This window comes from Bifidobacterium sp. KRGSERBCFTRI, assembly GCF_025908335.1.
Genome location: NZ_CP109653.1, coordinates 785878 through 802955, shown reverse-complemented (window position 1 = coordinate 802955; position 17078 = coordinate 785878). Strand labels below are relative to the sequence as shown.

The window sequence follows — 17078 nt, the reverse complement described above, 5'->3', positions numbered from 1 at the left end:
CAGAGAGCACAGAAATCGTTCGAAAAAGTCTGTCGGGGGTATGGCGGTATGTCCGCGACCACGTGTCGAAACCGCATGACTCACATGTCGCAGAAAATCGTGCCGTAGAAAGCGGAGCCGTCCTCAGCCAAGCAGAATGTCGCTTGACGAGGGTTGCAGGAAGTATCGTACCGATTCACGCAGTACGTCATCGACCGCAGCGGTCTGCTGTTCGATCGGCAGTCCACGTTCGTGCGGCCGACCGTTGACGATCGGCAGGCTGACGAACCCCGACAGAATGCGACGTTCCTGGCCCGCCGACCAGTTGAGCAGATGGTAGAACAGCGAATTGCATACGAACGTACCGGCGTCGGAACTCAACGCGGCGGGAATCTCGTGTTTGGCGAAATCGTGCAGTATCGACCGCAACGGCAGGCGCGTCCAGTACGCGGCCGGACCTTCCGGGTCGATCGGGCGGCGGGGCGGAATCACGTTGTCGGCATCCGGCTTGGCCGCATCCATGAGATTTGTGGCGCATCGTTCCAGCAGAATGCCACGGGAGGTGCGCTTGAGCCCTGTGGCGATGACGATGTCCGGCTTGGCCTGTTCGATGGCTTCCAGCAGTGTGGGCCAGGCTTTGGCGAAGCTCACCGGAAGCGTGACGTTGGTGACGGTGACGGCGATGTCCTGCAGCAGTTCTTCGGAGATCGCCTGCGATTGCGCCGGATCGCCCCATTGCTTGGCTACCGCCGCCGGCACGAGCACGGCCGGATTGACGTCGATGCCTTCGTAGGGCGTGAAACCGGAGATGACGATGTTGATCTGCTGCATGGTTTCCAGTGTACGTGGTGAATGTGTTGAACGTTAAGTCTGCCGACACGTCGACGGACTTAACGTTCGATGAAAATCAACGGCTGTGCATCTGGGAGAACGCCTCGGCGAACACGGCGTGCATGCGCGCCTTGGCTTCCTCCTTGGCGTGTTCGGGGTCGAGGCTGCGGGCGATGCCTTCGGCGATCGGCATGTCGGATGGCGTGGTGATTTTGAGGTTCGTTTCGGAACCGTCCACGATGGCGACCGGCTCGTCGGGCAGGTAGTCCACCACCACGCGCGTGTCGTCGGTCGGATGGAAGTCGGGGTCGGCGGCGGCCAGTTCGTAGGCTTTGACGATGGTACCGAAACGGAACGCCTGCGGGGTCTGCGCGCGGAAGGTGTTCGGACGTTCCGGCACGGATTTGACCACCTTGCGGTCGCCCAGATCCTCTGTGAGCAGAATCGTGTCGGTGGAGGCGTAGGCCACGGTGGCGGCATTGAACTGGTCCAGGCTGTCGATGCAGCCGTCGATGGACCGCTCCTCGACGAACGGACGCACGCCGTCGTGGATGAGGATCTTCGCGCCGGAGGGAATGCCGGCCTGCTTGAGCAGGTCCAGGGCGGCGAGCGTGCTGTCCACGCGTTCGGCGCCGCCGGGAACGATGGCCCGCACTTTGGCGTAGCCGGCTTCGTCGATAAGCTCGTTCACCGTCTCTTCGACGCGTTCGTTGACCACCACGATGATGTCGCTGATGCGGTCGTTGTTTTCGAATGCCTCGATGCTCCGGCAGACGATTGGCTTGCCGCCCACCGACACCAGCTGCTTGGGGTTGTTCTCGTCGAATCGGGTGCCGAATCCCGCTGCCAGCACCACGGCCACGACCGGCATCTTCTGTTCCTGCATCTGCTCTCCCTTACTCATATGCTCCACCGTAAAGCCGCGGCCGCATGCCACCCCGTTCCACGGCGGGTTCTGCACGCAATCCGCAACAGTGGCCACGCGAATCACTCGAATCGCACGAATCGCGTGGCTTGTATGACTCGTATGGTGATTATTCGCGTACGATCAGCGCCAGCATGCGTCCTTCATGCTGTTTTTTGGCGAGCGACGCGCGGCGATGCGAGAACCACAGCGGGTTTTCGAGCGTGCACAGGCTGCGGCGGATCTTGTTGAACCGTTCGGAAAGCTTCGGATCGCCTTCGCCATCGGCGGCGCAGATGCCGGCCAGTTCCTCGTCTTCGGACAGGTACTGCGTGGCCGCGTTGACGCGTGGACGGGATGAGACGATGTTGTCGGCCGGCACGCCCGCTTTGGCAAGCTCCTGCAGGGCGGCCGCGGCGATGTCGATGCCCGGCTGGCCAAATCGGCTCAACGTGAAGGTTCCCGGGAACTGCGCATCGAATTCGTCGGCGATGTCGCCACCGACCTCGTAGCAGTCGCCGCAGATGCAGGGGCCGAGCGTGGCGACGATACGTTCCGGCTGGGCGCCCTTGGACACCATCTTCTCGATGGTCGCGCCGATCACGCCTTTCTGCAGACCGCGACGGCCGCAGTGCGCTGCGCCGATCACGCCGGCTTCGGGATCGGCCATGAGCACCGGCAGGCAGTCGGCGGCGAACATGCCGAGCGCCACGTTCTTCCGGGACGTCACTTGGCCGTCGGCTTCGATGACGGTCGGCTCACCGTCATTCCCCGTCGCGTTGTTTTCGCCGTCCGTCTCGTCTTCCGGCTTCTTCGTGCCGGACACGTCGAATCCGAACGGCTGGTTGATGACGAATGATTCGTCCACGTCCACCGCGTCGCCGGAATGCACCTGGCTGATGAGGCTGATTTTCGCGCCGAGCACGTCGGCGAGCGCCTTGCGGTTGGCGAGCACGTGTTCCGGTTTGTCGCCGGATTTGCCGCCGAGGTTGAAGTGCGCGAAATCGCCTTCGCTGGTGCCGCCGAGTCGCGTGGTGTAGACGACTTTGATGCCGGGGGCCAGCATGATCGGAATGGTCACGGGAATCGGGTTGCCGTTTTTGTCAGTGGGGTCGATGGCGTTGGAATCGAGGATCGCGTCATCGTATTGTGTGCTGCTCATGTCTTGTTTTTCCTTGGTTTTGCGATTGGAAGGCCTGCTTGCGATTGCCGTCTTCTATTCGGCTTTCAGCGTCGGCTTTTTCGTGCGCGAACGGATGGCCGCGTTGACGGGCACCTCCTGTGGGCACGGCATGGAGAAGACGTGCGCCGGGTTGTTGATGGCTTCGACCCAGTGGCCGTCGGCGTCACGGAAACCGCCGGCAGGCACGGTGTAGGCGAAGGGGGCCGCGCCGGGCAGCACGAATTCGACTTCCTGGCCGGCTTCGATCTTGTTGCGGCTCATGATGGTCACGCGTCCTCCGTCTTCCGGACTCCATGACAGCACTTCGCCGACGACGAGCCATGCGCGGAAGTATGCGGAACGGTCGGTGCTTTGCCGCACTTTGTGTTCCGGATAATAGAAGCCGGTGGAGTAGTCGCGGTGCGCCACTTTGTCGGGCTCGTCGAGCAGCCAATCCGGCAGGGTGACATGCGGTGCCGGCCGTACACCGGCGTGATGCCAGCCTTCCGGCAGTATTTCGGCGGCGGTGTTCGACTTGCGTCGGGTGCTGCGTGCGTGGTAGCTCAGATTGTCCGGCTCGCCAATCGCGATATTGCCGGACGAAACGTTGCCAGCCGAAACGTTGCCGGACGGCACGCCCCCAACGGGAACGGCGTCGATGTCGGGCTTGCCGGCGAACGCGCCATCGGCGTTGGCCATGATCGCATCCTCGGTGTCCGGCTTGCCGTATTCCGGGTCACCGGGACGGATCACGCGGTCGCGGAACGGCTTCAGAACATTGCCGTCGGCATCTTCGAAGCCGCGCTGGACCATGTATTCGTTGACGGCCGTCTTGTAGGCGTTCGTCATGGCGGCGATGTAGTAGGCGCTCTTGGAACGGCCTTCGATCTTGAGGCTCGTCGCGCCCGAATCAAGCAGATCGTCGATGTGGGCGAGCATGTTCATGTCCTGCGAATTGAACAGGTACGCGCCTTCCGCGGTCTGTTCGATCGGGAAGTACTGGCCGGGGCGTTTCTCTTCGACGATCGAATACTTCCAGCGGCACGGCTGCGCGCATTCGCCGTGGTTGCCGTCGCGGCCGGTCAGATAGTTGGAGAACAGGCAGCGTCCGGAGAAGGCCATGCACATCGCGCCATGCACGAAGCATTCGATGTCGAGGTCGTCGGGAATGCGGGCGCGGATGTCGCGCACGGCCTGCAGGTCCATTTCGCGGGCCAGCACCACGCGGCGCGCGCCCAGTTCGTAGAACGCGTTGGCGGCCTGGTAGTTGGTGACGCCGGCCTGCGTGCTCACATGCAGTTCGAGGTTCGGAGCCACCTGCTTGGCCATGAGCATCACGCCGATGTCGGAGACGATCAGCGCGTCCACGCCGGTGTCCTTCAGCTTGCCGAGGTATTCGCGCATGGCTTCCACCTCGTTGTTGCGCGGCAGCACGTTGAAGGTGACGTACACGCGGGCTCCACGCTCGTGGGCGTAGCGTGCGCCTTCCTCGAAATCCTCGAGGCTCAGGTTTTTCGGCGCGCTGCGCATGCCGAACGCCTTGCCGCCGCAGTAGACGGCGTCCGCACCGTAATCGACCGCGGTTTTCAGTCCCCTCAAATTGCCTGCGGGGGCCAACACTTCTGGCTTGTTTCTTCTTTGCACGGATGTTCCTCTTACTCGTAAAAGACCATCAGATATTGTCGTAGATTCACGGGACAGGCAAAGCCCGTCCAGCCGTTACGCAAGCTCGGGCTACGCCAGCTCGCGTGCGACGGCGGCGAGTACGTCCACGGCGTCGGCGAACTCTTCCGGCGTGGTGTAGGAGTAGCTCAGGCGCAGGGAGTTGTCGGCGGCGAAATCGTAGATGTCGCCGGGGTTGAGCAGCACGCCACGTTCGGCGGCCAGCTGGAACAGGCGGTTCATGCGTATCGGCCGGTCGAAGGTCATCCAAATGTAGAAGCCGCCGGACGGCACGTTCCAGTGGGCGAGCCCGTCCATTTTCTCCTGCAGCGTAACGAGCGCGCGGTCGCGGCGGTGCCGCAGCTCCCGTTTCAGGCCGGCCACGTATTCGTCGTACATGCCGTTCGTGAGGAATCGCGCGAACGTCCACTGGCTCAGCACGCTCGCACCGTAGTCCATCTGCATTTTCACGTCGGCGAGCCGCTGCACGATCGGTTCGGCGGCGACCAGCCATCCGATGCGCAAGCCGGGAGCCAGCGACTTGGACGCGCTGCCGAGCGTGATGACCATGCCGGTCTCATCGAGGGCCTTCAGCGACGGCAGCGGGGCATCATCCTCGAAATACAGGTCGCGGTAGGCGCCGTCCTCGATGATCGGCAGTCGGCTGTCCACGGAAAGCTCGACCAGTTCATGCCGGCGTTTGTCGCTCATAGTGACGCCTGTCGGATTGTGATTGGTCGGAATCGTGTACAGGATCGCATTGCCTTTGCGGTTGCGCGCGTTGAGCGGCGCCGGACGGCCGGTGTCAAGCTCCCCTTCCGCCAGCAGGCCGCGCAATGCCTGCACGTTGAGGCCGTCGTCGTCCATCGGCACGCCTTCCAGATGCATGCCGGCCGACTGGAACACCTGCAGCGACTTGATGTAGCTCGGCGATTCCGCGTATACGGTGGTGCCGGCCGGCAGCAGGCTCACCGAAATCATCTGCAGCGCCTGCAACGCGCCGGATGTGACCAGCACCTGGCTTGCCGTGCAGTCGACGCCGGTGGCGCGCATGTGCGCCGCGATGGCCTCGCGCAGTTCGGGCAGGCCTTCGGGCGGCGGGTAGCCGAGCGTTTCGATCTCGTCCGCCGCCTCGCCGAGCACCTGCCGCCACATGGCTTTCGGAAAGAGCCGCGGGTCGAGCTCGCCGGTGCCGATGCGCGTCATGTTCGGCGTGAACTCGTACCGGTTGATGGCTTGGATGGTGTCGTTGTTGGCTTTGAAGAAGCCGGAATCCACGTAATCGGCCCAGTCGGGCGCGCCCGGCAGCATCAGCGACCACGTGTTGCTGACGATTCGCGTGCCCGCTCCATGCTGCCCTTCGACGATGCCATAATCGGACAGCTCGTTGATGGCCGCGATGACGGTGGACCGGTTCACGCCGAACCATTCGGCGAGCGCGCGTTGCGACGGCAGACGCGAGCCAATCGGCCAATTGCCGCTGTGCACCTGTTCGCACATGTACCCGACGATTTGTTCGGTGACGGGTTCGCCGGTGGTACGGTCCGGTTTCCAATCGATGTTCAGCGGCGCGATGCGTGCCATGACGCTCCTTCACATTGGTGGTGTCGGTATGGTTCGGCGTTTTCCGCGGTCGGCGCATCTGCTTTCTGACAGTGGACCGTCCTGCGATTGGCTGAGCCAAACCTCAGCTTTTGGCTGGTTGCCTATTGTAGCAACACCTATACAATATGACACTGGTTACGTTGTTTTTCGCAGAATAGAGGTTTTTCCTGCGATTACAAAATGAGCAATTTGGTTGGTTTTGGCTGGGTTGATTACAACCAACCAAATATGTTTGGATGGATAAGAGGCGAGTATGGGATTCTTTTTCCAAGGGCTGACGTTGGGATTGGCGTATGTCGCGCCGATCGGTATGCAGAATCTGTTCGTCATCGATTCGGCGCTGACCAAGCCGCGCCGCCGCGCGCTGCTGACCGCGCTGATCGTACTGTTCTTCGACGTGTCGTTGTCGCTGTCCTGCTTTTTCGGCATCGGCAAGCTCATGCAGGACCACGCATGGCTGAAGCTGGCCATTCTGGCGATCGGCGGCTTGGTGGTCATCCGTATCGGCGCGGGTCTGCTGTTTCCCGGCAAGGGTGGCGATGATGGCGCCGCGCAAACGCCGCAGTCGCAGACCTCGCAATCGCAGGGCCTTGCGCAACGCGTCACTTCGAAATTCGGCGGCGACAGCGAGCTGCTGCACACCATCGTCACCGCCGGTGTGGTGACGTGGTGCAATCCGCAGGCCATCATCGACGGCACGCTGATGCTCGGCGCGTTCAGCGCGACGCTTACCGTCGGTCAGTCCACGCCGTTCATCACCGGCGTGGAAACCGCGTCGGCACTGTGGTTCTTCGGCATCACCCTGCTGGTGTCGCTGTTCAGCCACAAGTTCAGCCCGCGAATCATCACCGCGATGAACCGCGTGTGTGGCGCGGTGGTGGTGCTGTACGGCGTCAAACTACTAGCTGATTTCGCGATGGCCGTGCTGTAATCCCCGATAGCCGTCCGGTTCCGCAAAAACGTATGCCCGTCCGTGTTTTGCTACCCGAGCTGAGTGGTTGGGCTAACAAAATGCGGACGGGCAGTGCTTTTTCAGCCGAGGAAGGCGAGCTCCTCGTCAGTGAGTTCGAGCTCGTCGGCCTTCAGGGAGTCGAGGATGGTTTCGGGACGGTGTGCGCCCGGAATCACGAACATGTGGTCGCCCTTGGCCAGCTCCCAAGCCAGCACCACGCGCTGGTAGCTCACGCCATGCTTGGCGGCCACTTCGCGGAACGGGTCGAACAGGTGCTCGTCGTACGGGTGGCGGTAGCCGCCGAGCGGACTCCAGCACACGAAGGCGAGACCTTCCTTCGCGCAGTATTCCAACGTGTCCTGGGTTTCCAGATGGATCGGCGAATACTGGTTCTGCACGGCAACGAGCTTGTCGCCGAGAATCTCCTGTGCGATTTTGAGCTGTTCGATGCTCACGTTGGACACACCCGCCCACTGGGCAACGCCCTGGTCGAGCAGCGCCTTGATACCTTCGCAGGACTCGTTGTACGGCACTTCCGGATCGTGGCGATGCAGGTAGAGCAGGTCGATCGAGTCGACGCCGAGCGCCTGCGCGGACTGCTTGCCGTATTCGATGAGGTGTTCCGGCTTGCCGTCGCGCGGCCAGATCGGCTTGTCGCCATCCCACGCGCGGCGCAGACCGACCTTGGTGGCCACGGTGACTTCCTCACGAGGTCCCTTCCAGGTCTCCAGTGCTTCGCGGACCAGCTTTTCGCCGGTCTGCTCCTCCTCACCGGGGGTGTAATACGCCCACGCGGTGTCGATATGACGGCAGCCAGCATCCAAAGATGCATGCAAGGTCTCGATACCGACATCGTGGCCCCGGTTGTTTTCAATGGTTAGCGGCATCTCGCCGTGGCCGATGGCGGTGGTATGGAATGGTCCGAGATCGCGGAATAACGTCATGTCTTGTCCTTCCAAACAGGCACGTGCCCTGCATCGGGCATATGCACGAAGCGTCTTTCCGGCAAAGCATGCCAAGCCGGTCGACGTCAGCGTTCAGGTGTGTTTCCAATGGAGAAGCCTACCAATCGCCATAGGCGAACGGTAGGCTTCTCCATGCCGGGGCCACGTTGATTATGCCAATGATCGTATGACGAAACGGCATGACGGGCAGACAGCGCTGCCGCGGCGGCGCCTTGGCTATCGGCCTCCGCCGCCTCCACCGCCGCCGCCTCCGCCACCGCCGCCGAAGCCGCCACCGGAGAAGGATCCGCCGGAGCCAGAGGATGAGGAAGGCGCGGCCGCGGAAATCGTGGAACTCACCGAAGCGAATCCAGAGCTGATCTGCGAACCGATGTCACCGACGCCGCCCATGAATTGCGTACCGCCATACATACCACCCGGCATCATGCCATTCGTATTGATCGGACCGTTCCACGCCTGGGAACGATAGGTCCAATAGCCCAAGGAGTCATAACCGTAGGTGTCAAGCCATTGCGGGTCGTTGACTTCGGGGTAGGCGCGGGCGAATTCCCTCGCTACCTTCTCGGAGATGCCGAACGCCGCCGCGTAGACCATGTACCAGTTCCATAGCGTCAAATCAAGGGCTCCGCGATTGGAGAAATTGGAGAAATCTTCCATATAGCGTTTGAGTCCCAAGCATTCGCCGGCATACTGCTGGCCGCGTTCGGTGATGCCTTCCGATCGGCCCGCGGCCATGCAGAAGACGCCGATACAGATGAACGGCACGCCCAAGCACAGCGCCATCGCGATATTGCTCGCACCGTTGGCGAATATACCAATAGCGCCGATGACCATCAGACATAGGCTCGGCACCAACCACCGTCCGTTCACGCTCTTCACCGCGCCAAGCGCTCCGAATTCGAGGTCACAGGCGCTCTTGAACCGATTCAGGGACTGGTAGCCCTCCTCCCAGTCGGAGCAGGCCGTGTCCATCTGGTTGAAGTCGAACACCGGCGAGCCGACGCGCATGGAGATGCCGATCAGCAGTTCCAGACAGGCTTCCTCGGACTGGCTCAGACCGAGGGTGTTGCGATGGGAAAGCGCGGCCGGCATGATCACCAGAGTGCTGGAGGAAGCCGTGGCCTTGGCTCGATTGGGATCGGAAGCAATCATGCGGGCGAGGTCAGAGGCGTTGGCTTGGCTCAGGTCGATGCCTTGGTACAGGCTGGATGGCCCCGGGTAGACGGCAAGCGCCTTCTTGACCACCAACGCCAGTATCGTCGCCGTCATGGCACGCGATGATCGGTCACCTACGGATTCGTCCACCACGTCGATCAGATACGCGCTGGCCGCAGGGCTGACCTGCGGCGGATCGCGCCAATATTCGATGCCGCCTTGGTAACGGGCCTCGCGGTTCGCCGACAGCACGCCACGAATCGCCAGCACGCAGCATAGCACTCCGATTATCAGACAAATCAACCAGCCTGCGACGGTGAGCTGCGCCTTCAACCGTTGTCGGTCACGCCACTGCCGTTCCTTGGCGGCCTCCGTGGATTTCAGTTCGTCGAGATAATCGCCGGACTGCGTACGTTCGACGCCGGCAGCGCCTGTGTTGTCGAAGGCCGCGACGAGGTCGACATATTGGTTGGTGCGCAGGTCGCTGATGGTGAAATGCAATGTGCCGTCCGCATCGCGCGATGTCTGGGAGGTGGCTTCGGTATGCAACCACGCCCACGAATTGTTGGAGGCGATGCCTTTGGGGAAACGCACGGTGCCGGTGACCTTGCCGGCCGGCACCTGGTTGTTTTCAGGGAACATCTCCCACATGAGATTCGTCACGTCGCTATGCCGCGTGCCCATGTCATGGAACGTCATGCTCACATCGAACTTGAGGCTGCTCTGTTTGACGGTGGCGGGGATGTTCCAGCCGATCTCGATGTTCTTCTGCTCGCCGGAACCATTCGGGTCGATGCCGTCGGTAGTGGGATCGAACGGCTGCGGCGAGTCGGAACCGGCCGTGGTGTCGGCGATGTACCAGTGGCCGGCATAGGTCGAGTCCCATGTGCCGTCGGATATGCCGGATGGCAATTGTGGATCGGTCTGCGTATATTCCTCGCCTGTGGATGCGTTGGTCACGGAGATGTCGGTGATGTTCGTCAGATCTTGGTTGCGCAGTTTGAACGTCAGATACAGCTGTTTCCACGGCTTGGTGTCACCGTTGCCGTCCTCGCGACGCTTCAGCTGGTAGTCCAGATGCTCTGTGAATCTAATGTCGCCGTTGCTCTGGAGCCGTGCATCGAAGTCGACGGAGCGGTAGCTCAGGTCCGCCTCGTCGCCGGATATGACGAATACCGCAAGGATGATGGCAACCACCGCCACCAGCGCACTGAACGCGGCGATTAGCCCGCGTCCGTACCGTTTACCGTTCATTGTTCACCCCTTCCTGCTCTCTACGACTGGCCAATGCGGCCATGGTGCGTTTGCCAGTACGTCTGTTTCATCGGCCTCCGAACGAACCGCCGCCGGAGCCGCCGGACGATCCTCCGAAACCGCCGCCGGAGAAGGAACCACCGGAACCGCCGGAGCTTCCGGAACCTCCGGATGAGGAGGATGGGGCCGCCGCGGAGATCGTGCTGCGCACATCGGCGAAACTGGAACTCAGCTGCGCACCGAGATCGCCGAAATTCGCGCTGAATGCGGCCGGATCAATCGTGGAGGCGCCAAGCGACGTGCCGACGGATGCGCCAAGCAGGCTGCTGGAACGCAAGGGCATGTACATGTACGAGGTGCCGGCATGCTCATCCAACCACTGCGGATCGGCCACTTCGGGATATGCTCTGGCTAGCTGGGCCATCGCCTTCTTGGAAATGCCGAACGCGGTGGCATACACCATGTACCGGCCCCACAACGTCATGTCGAGCACGCCTCGGTCGGTGAAATCGCTGAAATCCGTAAGATAGCGTTTCAATCCGGCGACTTGCCCACCATAGCGTTGCCCCTCATCGGTCAGCACATAGCGTTTCCCGTATGCTGCGGCGAAAGCGCAAAGCGCGACCACCGGAACGCAGACGACCAGCGCCACGGCAAGCTCACCGTCCTGCACGTATTTCAACGCCAGGAAGAAGGCGAACGCAATACCCAGCCCACTGAACAGATAGCTGAGCAATCCCATAGGCTTGACGGCATGTAAGTCATCGAATTCCATGGAGCACGCGTTGTCGAAGGTTTCCAACAGCTTGTAACCGCTCGAATAGTGTTTGAAGGCCTTGCTCATCTGTTTCAAATCAAACACCTGCGCATCATGCAGACGCGATGACGCTTTAAGCAGGATGTCAAGCACCGCTCTTTCGGAGGAACTGAGCAGCAACGAACCGATGTCGTCACACACCACCGGCATGATAGCGATGGTGCTGGTCTTCTTCAGTTTGCGCGCGGACGCCGCATTGGAACCGAGCATGCCAGCCACCGAAGCCGCGCTCGTCGTGGTCAAATCAATGCCGTTATACAGGTCCACCGGCCCCGGATAGATGGCGATCGCGCCTTTCGAGGCAAGCGACATCACCGTGGCGGACATCTGTCTGTTGGCCAGTTTGTCGGCGTTCTTGGTCTTGCCGGAACCGAATATCGAGGAGGATGCGCTCATGATATCCTCCATCTTCGCGGCGGCTGCTGGACTTAGGTCAGGCAGGTCCCGCCAGTATTCGATATCGCCCTTGTATTGCGATTTGCGGAAGCTGACGATGGCGAAATACAGCGCCGCCACAGCAAGCGCGATGCCGATCAACGCCGCGAATATCCAGCCGGCCACCCGTTTGACGGCCTTCGTATGCTGACTGGACCTCCATTCCCGTTCCTGTTTGGTTTCATCGTCGATAAGCCGTTGCTTGTATGCGCCGGACTTGGTGCGTGCCACGCCTTGCGCTTGCGAGGCATCGAACATGGCCACGACATCCAAATAGTCGCCGGCGCGCACATCATTGGCGGAGAACATCAGGGAACCATTATCGCCGCGGTTCGTGGTGGAGGTATTTTTGGTGTGCAGCCATGCCCACGAATTCTTGCCGTTAATGCCGTTGGGGAATGTGACTTTGCCCGTCACCGTACCGATGGGAATCTGGTTTTCCTCGCCGAACGGCTCCCATTGGAAGGAGACGACGTCGTCATAGGCGGTGCTCACGCCATGCAGCGTCATGGATACATCGAATTTGAGACTGTCCTCGGATACGGTTTGTGGAATATTCCAACCGATTTCAAGTGTTTTGTCGGCCTGACCGTCATCACTTAACCCATCGGTCTGCGGATTGAACGGCTGAGGATCGTTCTCATCCTCAGTGACGTCCACGATGTACCACCGTCCCGCATGCTCGTCGTTCCAGTTGTCGGCATTGTCGGGGAAGACGAAGTCGCCCTGGCGGTATGTCTCGCCGTTGGATACGTCCTTGACCCCAATATCGCTGATATCCGTGAGATTCTTGGATTTCAGCGTATACCGCTGATACATCTGCTTCCAGTCACGGCCACGGTCCTTCAGCCTCATGTCGATATGCTGCGTGACTTTGAGATCGCCGTTCCTCTGCACCGCCACGTCGTAGTCAAGCGTGCGGTAGCTTAAATCGGGTTCCTCATCGGAGGTCTGCGCATTGATGAGCACGATGCCCAACATCGTCAACGTGACCACAATCGTGGACAGCAGACTGACCAACGTACGTCTGATATTCATCGGCGGTATCTCTGTTTTCTCTCAAGGGTCCTCAAGCACCAACGCATGGTCTCGGCGTCAACGGACCGTAATACAGGAAAGGGAGTGCTGGCAAGACATCACACCTCGTCAGCGCTCCCCTTTCTTGTATGGAAACGTTCAGAACTTGACTTGCGGAGCCTGACGGTCCGCTTCGTCGACCTGGAAGTACGCCGCCTGCTCGAAGTGGAACAGTCCGGCGATGATGTTGGTCGGCACGACCTCGATCTTGGTGTTGTACTTCTGCACCACATCGTTATAGAACTGGCGGGCGTAGGCGATTTTCTCCTCGAGCCCCTTGAGCTGCCCCTGCAGATCCATGAAGTTCTGGTTGGCCTGCAGCTGCGGATATGCCTCGGCGGTGGCCTGGAGGTTCACCAGCGCACGGCTCAGCTGGTTCTCGGCCTGGATGCGCTGCTGCACATCACCGCTTTGCGCAGCCTGGATGACGCCGGCACGAGCCTGCGTCACCTGCGTGAACACGTTGGATTCATGGGCAGCATAGCCTTTGACGGTTTCCACCAGATTCGGAATGAGGTCGGCACGCTGCTTGAGCTGCACGTCAATCTGCGCCCAGCCGTTCTTCACCCGGTTACGCAGCGTAACCAGCCCGTTGTAGGCGGACATTGCCCACAACAGCACAAGAACGATGATGACGACGATAATAATGGCTACGATCATCGTATTTCCTCTCTGCTTCTCTGCTTCGTTGCTTCTATTGCCATCATGTTCTCATGAGGACTGCACCATTCCACGGCGCGCATACACCCGTAAAACGATTGACATCATGTTTTGCCAAGCGTGTCGGAATGCAGAAAGGCCCGCCCCACGGGGGCGGGCCTTTCAGATAATCATCTTATGCTGCGGGAAATCCGCGCGAAGGTGTCATCAGTCTTCGAATGCTGAGCCGTCAAGCGAGAAGCCCAGTGGGCTTCTCGTAGGTGAAGTGAGCAGCTTCGCTGCGAAGGATCCGTGAGAAGACGTCAGTCTTCGAACGGATCAAAGTCGCGGCGCACGCGGCGACGCGGACGCTCGGAGCGCTCTTCGCGATCGGCACGGTACTCGTCGTAGTTCTCGTCGGCGGCGTAACGCGGGTTGCGGTCGTCACGACGGCTACCACGGCGACGGTCGGAACGGCGGTCATCGCGATCGTAGTCACGGTCATCGCGGTCGGAACGACGGCGACGCGGACGATCATCATAATCACGATCATCGCGATCGGAACGGGACGAACGGCGGTCGTCACGATCGTAGTCGCGATCGTCACGGTCGGAACGACGGCGACGCGGACGATCATCATAATCACGATCGTCATCGCGGTCGGAACGACGGCGACGCGGACGATCATCATAATCGCGATCATCGCGATCGTCGGAACGACGGCGGTCGTCACGACGGCCACGGCCGCCACGGCGGTCATCGCGATCGCCACGGTCACGACGCGGAGCGGAGGATTCCTGATCCTCGAAGCCCGGGATGGCAAGGGAGATCTTGCCGCGATCGTCAACACCCTGCACGACCACCTCAACGGTGTCGCCTTCCTTGAGCACGTCTTCGACGGCGTCGATGCGCTCGCCGTTGGCGAGGTTGCGGATCTGGGAGATGTGCAGCAGACCGTCGGTGCCCGGGGTCAGGTTCACGAAGGCGCCGAAGGAGGTGGTCTTCACGACCTTGCCGTTGTAGGTCTCGCCGGCTTCCGGCACGTGCGGGTTGGCGATCTGGTCGATGATCTCCTTGGCCTTCTCGGCGGCCTCGCCGCCTTCGGAGGAGATGTACACGGTGCCGTCATCCTCGATGGCGATTTCGGCGCCGGTGTCTTCCTGGATCTGGTTGATCATCTTGCCCTTCGGGCCGATGACCTCGCCGATCTTGTCCACCGGAACGGTGGTGGTGATGATGCGCGGCGCGTACGGGCTCATCTCGGCCGGGCCGTCGATGCACTCGTTGATGACTTCGAGGATGGTGGTGCGGGCTTCCTTGGCCTGCTGCAGGGCGGACGCCAGGATGTCGGCCGGAATGCCGTCGAGCTTGGTGTCGAGCTGCAGGGCGGTGATGAATTCGGAGGTGCCGGCCACCTTGAAGTCCATGTCGCCGAAGGCGTCTTCGGCGCCGAGGATGTCGGTGAGCGTCTTGTAGATGTGCTGGCCGTCGACGTCGCCGGACACGAGGCCCATGGCGATGCCTGCGACCGGAGCCTTCAGCGGAACGCCAGCGGCGAGCAGGGACAGCGTGGAGGCGCAGACGGAACCCATGGAGGTGGAACCGTTGGAGCCGATTGCCTCGGAGACCTGACGGATGGCGTACGGGAACTCCTCACGGCTCGGCAGCACCGGCACGAGGGCCTTCTCGGCGAGGGCGCCATGGCCGATCTCGCGGCGCTTCGGGGAACCGACGCGGCCGGTCTCACCGGTGGAGTACGGCGGCATTTCGTAATTGTGCATGTAGCGCTTGGACTGCGGGCCGGACAGCGCGTCGATTTGCTGCTCCATCTTGAGCATGTTCAGGGTGGTGACGCCCAGAATCTGGGTTTCGCCACGCTGGAACAGTGCGGAGCCGTGCACGCGCGGCACGATGTCCACTTCGGCGGACAGGGTGCGGATGTCACGCAGGCCACGGCCGTCGATGCGGTAGTCCTGGGTCAGGATGCGGCGGCGCACGATCTGGCGCTGCAGCTCCTTGAACGCGTTGCCGATTTCCTTGTCCTTCTCGGCGTCTTCCATGTCGGTGAACTCGCCGGCGAGGGTGGCCTTGACGCCTTCCTTGATCTCGTGGATGCGGTCCTGGCGCGGCAGCTTTTCGGCGATGGACAGGGCTTCGTCGAGGTCGGCGTGGGCGATCTCGTCGATGCGGTTGTACAGATCCTCGGTGTACTCCGGGAAGAGCTGGAATTCCTTGGTTTCCTTCGCGGCGATCTTCTTGAGCTCGGCCTGGGCCTCGCAGATCACCTTGATGAACGGCTTGGCGGCTTCAAGACCGCCGGCGACGACTTCCTCGTCCGGCTTGGTCTGGCCTTCGTCGTAGATGAGGTGCCATGCGTTCTTGCCGGCACCGGCTTCGATCATGGCGATGGCGACGTCGCCGTTCTCGACAACGCGGCCGGCGACCACGATTTCGAACACGGCGCGTTCGCGCTCGCTCCAGCGCGGGAAGGCGACCCACTGGCCGTCGATCAGGGCCAGACGCACGCCGGAGACCGGGCCTTCGAACGGCAGGCCGGAGATCATGGTGGAGGCGGAGGCGGCGTTCAGTGCGACGACGTCGTATGCGTCATCCGGGTTGACGGCGAGCACGGTTTCGACGACCTGCACTTCGTTGCGCAGGGTGTGCGGGAACAGCGGACGCAACGGACGGTCGATGATGCGGCAGGCCAGGATGGCTTCGGAGCTCGGACGGCCTTCGCGGCGGAAGAACGAGCCCGGGATCTTGCCGGCTGCGTACATCTTCTCTTCCACGTCCACGGTCAGCGGGAAGAAGTCGTAGTTCTCCTTCGGGCTGGAACCGGCGGTGGTCGTGGACAGAATCATCGAATCATCGTCAAGATAGGCGGCGACGGCACCATCCGCCTGCTGGGCGAGACGACCGGTCTCGAAGCGCAGCGTGCGCTTGCCGAATGAACCATTATCGATTACGGCTTCAACAGCCTTGATTTCGGGACCCTCCATAGGGTTCCTCCTTTGTTTTCTTTTCTTGTGTACCTACTATCGGCAGTCCTCTTCAGCGGACTCCAACCGATTCCTACATGCGTGACGCGGCGTTGCCTCCGCCGCTTCCTCATCTCTAGATTCTAGACCTCGTGCGCCCCAAACCTCGGGCCTTCAAACTGTCTGTTCCTTGAACTCGGCTGTCATGCAAAAACGCCCGGGCGCCATATGGCGCTCGGGCGGAAGAATGTTATCGGCGCAGACCCAGACGCTCGATCAGGGAGCGGTAACGGTTGATGTCAACGCGCTTGAGGTAATCAAGCATACGACGACGGTCGCCGACCATCAGCAGCAGACCACGACGGGAGTGGTGATCGTGCTTGTGCTCCTTGAGGTGCTCGGTCAGATCAGCGATGCGCTTGGTGAGCAGAGCAACCTGGACCTCCGGGGAGCCGGTGTCACCCTCGTGGGTTGCGTAGGTCTTGATGATTTCCTGCTTTTCCTCAGCCGTAAGTGCCACGGCATCCTCCTTATATTGCTGCGCGGTGCTGCCGGCCCAATACCGACGCGCTCTCTATCCGCGGGCGAAACACGCCAAGGGAACATCTTACACGACGGCCGGACCAAAATCGCCGGCCGATATTTCCGCCCCCCGCCGAC

At 61.3% G+C, this 17078-nt stretch carries 12 protein-coding genes; 1 reads left to right on the top strand and 11 read right to left on the bottom strand.

What is annotated here, in order from left to right; genetic code table 11:
* Positions 1–123: 123 nt before the first annotated feature.
* The 5 genes from OGI63_RS03275 to OGI63_RS03255 all read right to left on the bottom strand — a co-directional run bounded on the left by OGI63_RS03275 (position 124) and on the right by OGI63_RS03255 (position 6122).
* Positions 124–810, bottom strand: coding sequence for a pyroglutamyl-peptidase I (locus tag OGI63_RS03275; protein ID WP_041777234.1), 687 nt, complete (start codon positions 808–810; stop codon positions 124–126).
* 76 nt (positions 811–886) lie between these two features.
* On the bottom strand, positions 887–1714 hold the full coding sequence (locus OGI63_RS03270) for an IspD/TarI family cytidylyltransferase (RefSeq protein WP_041777233.1): 828 nt from the start codon (positions 1712–1714) through the stop codon (positions 887–889).
* 130 nt (positions 1715–1844) lie between these two features.
* The gene (locus tag OGI63_RS03265) at positions 1845–2876 is read right to left on the bottom strand and encodes a polyphenol oxidase family protein (RefSeq protein WP_011742783.1); all 1032 of its coding nucleotides are present in this window, start codon (positions 2874–2876) and stop codon (positions 1845–1847) included.
* A gap of 54 nt (positions 2877–2930) precedes the next feature.
* Entirely contained in the window at positions 2931–4520 is a 1590-nt protein-coding gene (locus OGI63_RS03260; protein ID WP_035010145.1) for a peptidase U32 family protein, read from the bottom strand.
* Positions 4521–4610: 90 nt separating this feature from the next.
* Complete coding sequence (locus OGI63_RS03255; protein WP_011742781.1) at positions 4611–6122, bottom strand: PLP-dependent aminotransferase family protein; 1512 nt, start codon at positions 6120–6122, stop codon at positions 4611–4613.
* A 274-nt stretch (positions 6123–6396) separates the two neighbouring features.
* On the opposite strand from OGI63_RS03255, the gene OGI63_RS03250 reads away from it, so the two are divergent.
* Positions 6397–7074: a LysE/ArgO family amino acid transporter gene (locus tag OGI63_RS03250; protein ID WP_011742780.1), complete on the top strand. Its 678-nt coding sequence runs from the start codon at positions 6397–6399 to the stop codon at positions 7072–7074.
* 101 nt (positions 7075–7175) lie between these two features.
* On the opposite strand, the gene OGI63_RS03245 is transcribed toward OGI63_RS03250, so the two are convergent.
* The 6 genes from OGI63_RS03245 to rpsO all read right to left on the bottom strand — a co-directional run bounded on the left by OGI63_RS03245 (position 7176) and on the right by rpsO (position 16938).
* Positions 7176–8039: an aldo/keto reductase gene (locus OGI63_RS03245; protein ID WP_011742779.1), complete on the bottom strand. Its 864-nt coding sequence runs from the start codon at positions 8037–8039 to the stop codon at positions 7176–7178.
* A 237-nt stretch (positions 8040–8276) separates the two neighbouring features.
* Positions 8277–10469, bottom strand: a complete 2193-nt coding sequence (locus OGI63_RS03240; protein WP_085347223.1) for a DUF2207 domain-containing protein — start codon at positions 10467–10469, stop codon at positions 8277–8279.
* A gap of 67 nt (positions 10470–10536) precedes the next feature.
* Complete coding sequence (locus OGI63_RS03235) at positions 10537–12759, bottom strand: DUF2207 domain-containing protein (RefSeq protein WP_011742777.1); 2223 nt, start codon at positions 12757–12759, stop codon at positions 10537–10539.
* A 138-nt stretch (positions 12760–12897) separates the two neighbouring features.
* Positions 12898–13458: a LemA family protein gene (locus OGI63_RS03230; protein ID WP_011742776.1), complete on the bottom strand. Its 561-nt coding sequence runs from the start codon at positions 13456–13458 to the stop codon at positions 12898–12900.
* A gap of 302 nt (positions 13459–13760) precedes the next feature.
* Positions 13761–16439 carry a polyribonucleotide nucleotidyltransferase gene (locus OGI63_RS03225; RefSeq protein ID WP_003807809.1) on the bottom strand — a complete coding sequence of 893 codons (2679 nt, stop codon included), beginning with the start codon at positions 16437–16439 and terminating at the stop codon, positions 13761–13763.
* A 229-nt stretch (positions 16440–16668) separates the two neighbouring features.
* On the bottom strand, positions 16669–16938 hold the full coding sequence (gene rpsO, locus OGI63_RS03220; protein WP_003807806.1) for a 30S ribosomal protein S15: 270 nt from the start codon (positions 16936–16938) through the stop codon (positions 16669–16671).
* Positions 16939–17078 lie beyond the last annotated feature (140 nt).

Coding starts and splice junctions, on each gene's coding strand:
- OGI63_RS03275 (WP_041777234.1), bottom strand. CDS start 810: ATGCAGCAGATCAACATCGTCATCTCCGGTTTCACGCCCTACGAAGGC.
- OGI63_RS03270 (WP_041777233.1), bottom strand. CDS start 1,714: ATGAGTAAGGGAGAGCAGATGCAGGAACAGAAGATGCCGGTCGTGGCC.
- OGI63_RS03265 (WP_011742783.1), bottom strand. CDS start 2,876: ATGAGCAGCACACAATACGATGACGCGATCCTCGATTCCAACGCCATC.
- OGI63_RS03255 (WP_011742781.1), bottom strand. CDS start 6,122: ATGGCACGCATCGCGCCGCTGAACATCGATTGGAAACCGGACCGTACC.
- OGI63_RS03250 (WP_011742780.1), top strand. CDS start 6,397: ATGGGATTCTTTTTCCAAGGGCTGACGTTGGGATTGGCGTATGTCGCG.
- OGI63_RS03245 (WP_011742779.1), bottom strand. CDS start 8,039: ATGACGTTATTCCGCGATCTCGGACCATTCCATACCACCGCCATCGGC.
- OGI63_RS03240 (WP_085347223.1), bottom strand. CDS start 10,469: ATGAACGGTAAACGGTACGGACGCGGGCTAATCGCCGCGTTCAGTGCG.
- OGI63_RS03235 (WP_011742777.1), bottom strand. CDS start 12,759: ATGAATATCAGACGTACGTTGGTCAGTCTGCTGTCCACGATTGTGGTC.
- OGI63_RS03230 (WP_011742776.1), bottom strand. CDS start 13,458: ATGATCGTAGCCATTATTATCGTCGTCATCATCGTTCTTGTGCTGTTG.
- OGI63_RS03225 (WP_003807809.1), bottom strand. CDS start 16,439: ATGGAGGGTCCCGAAATCAAGGCTGTTGAAGCCGTAATCGATAATGGT.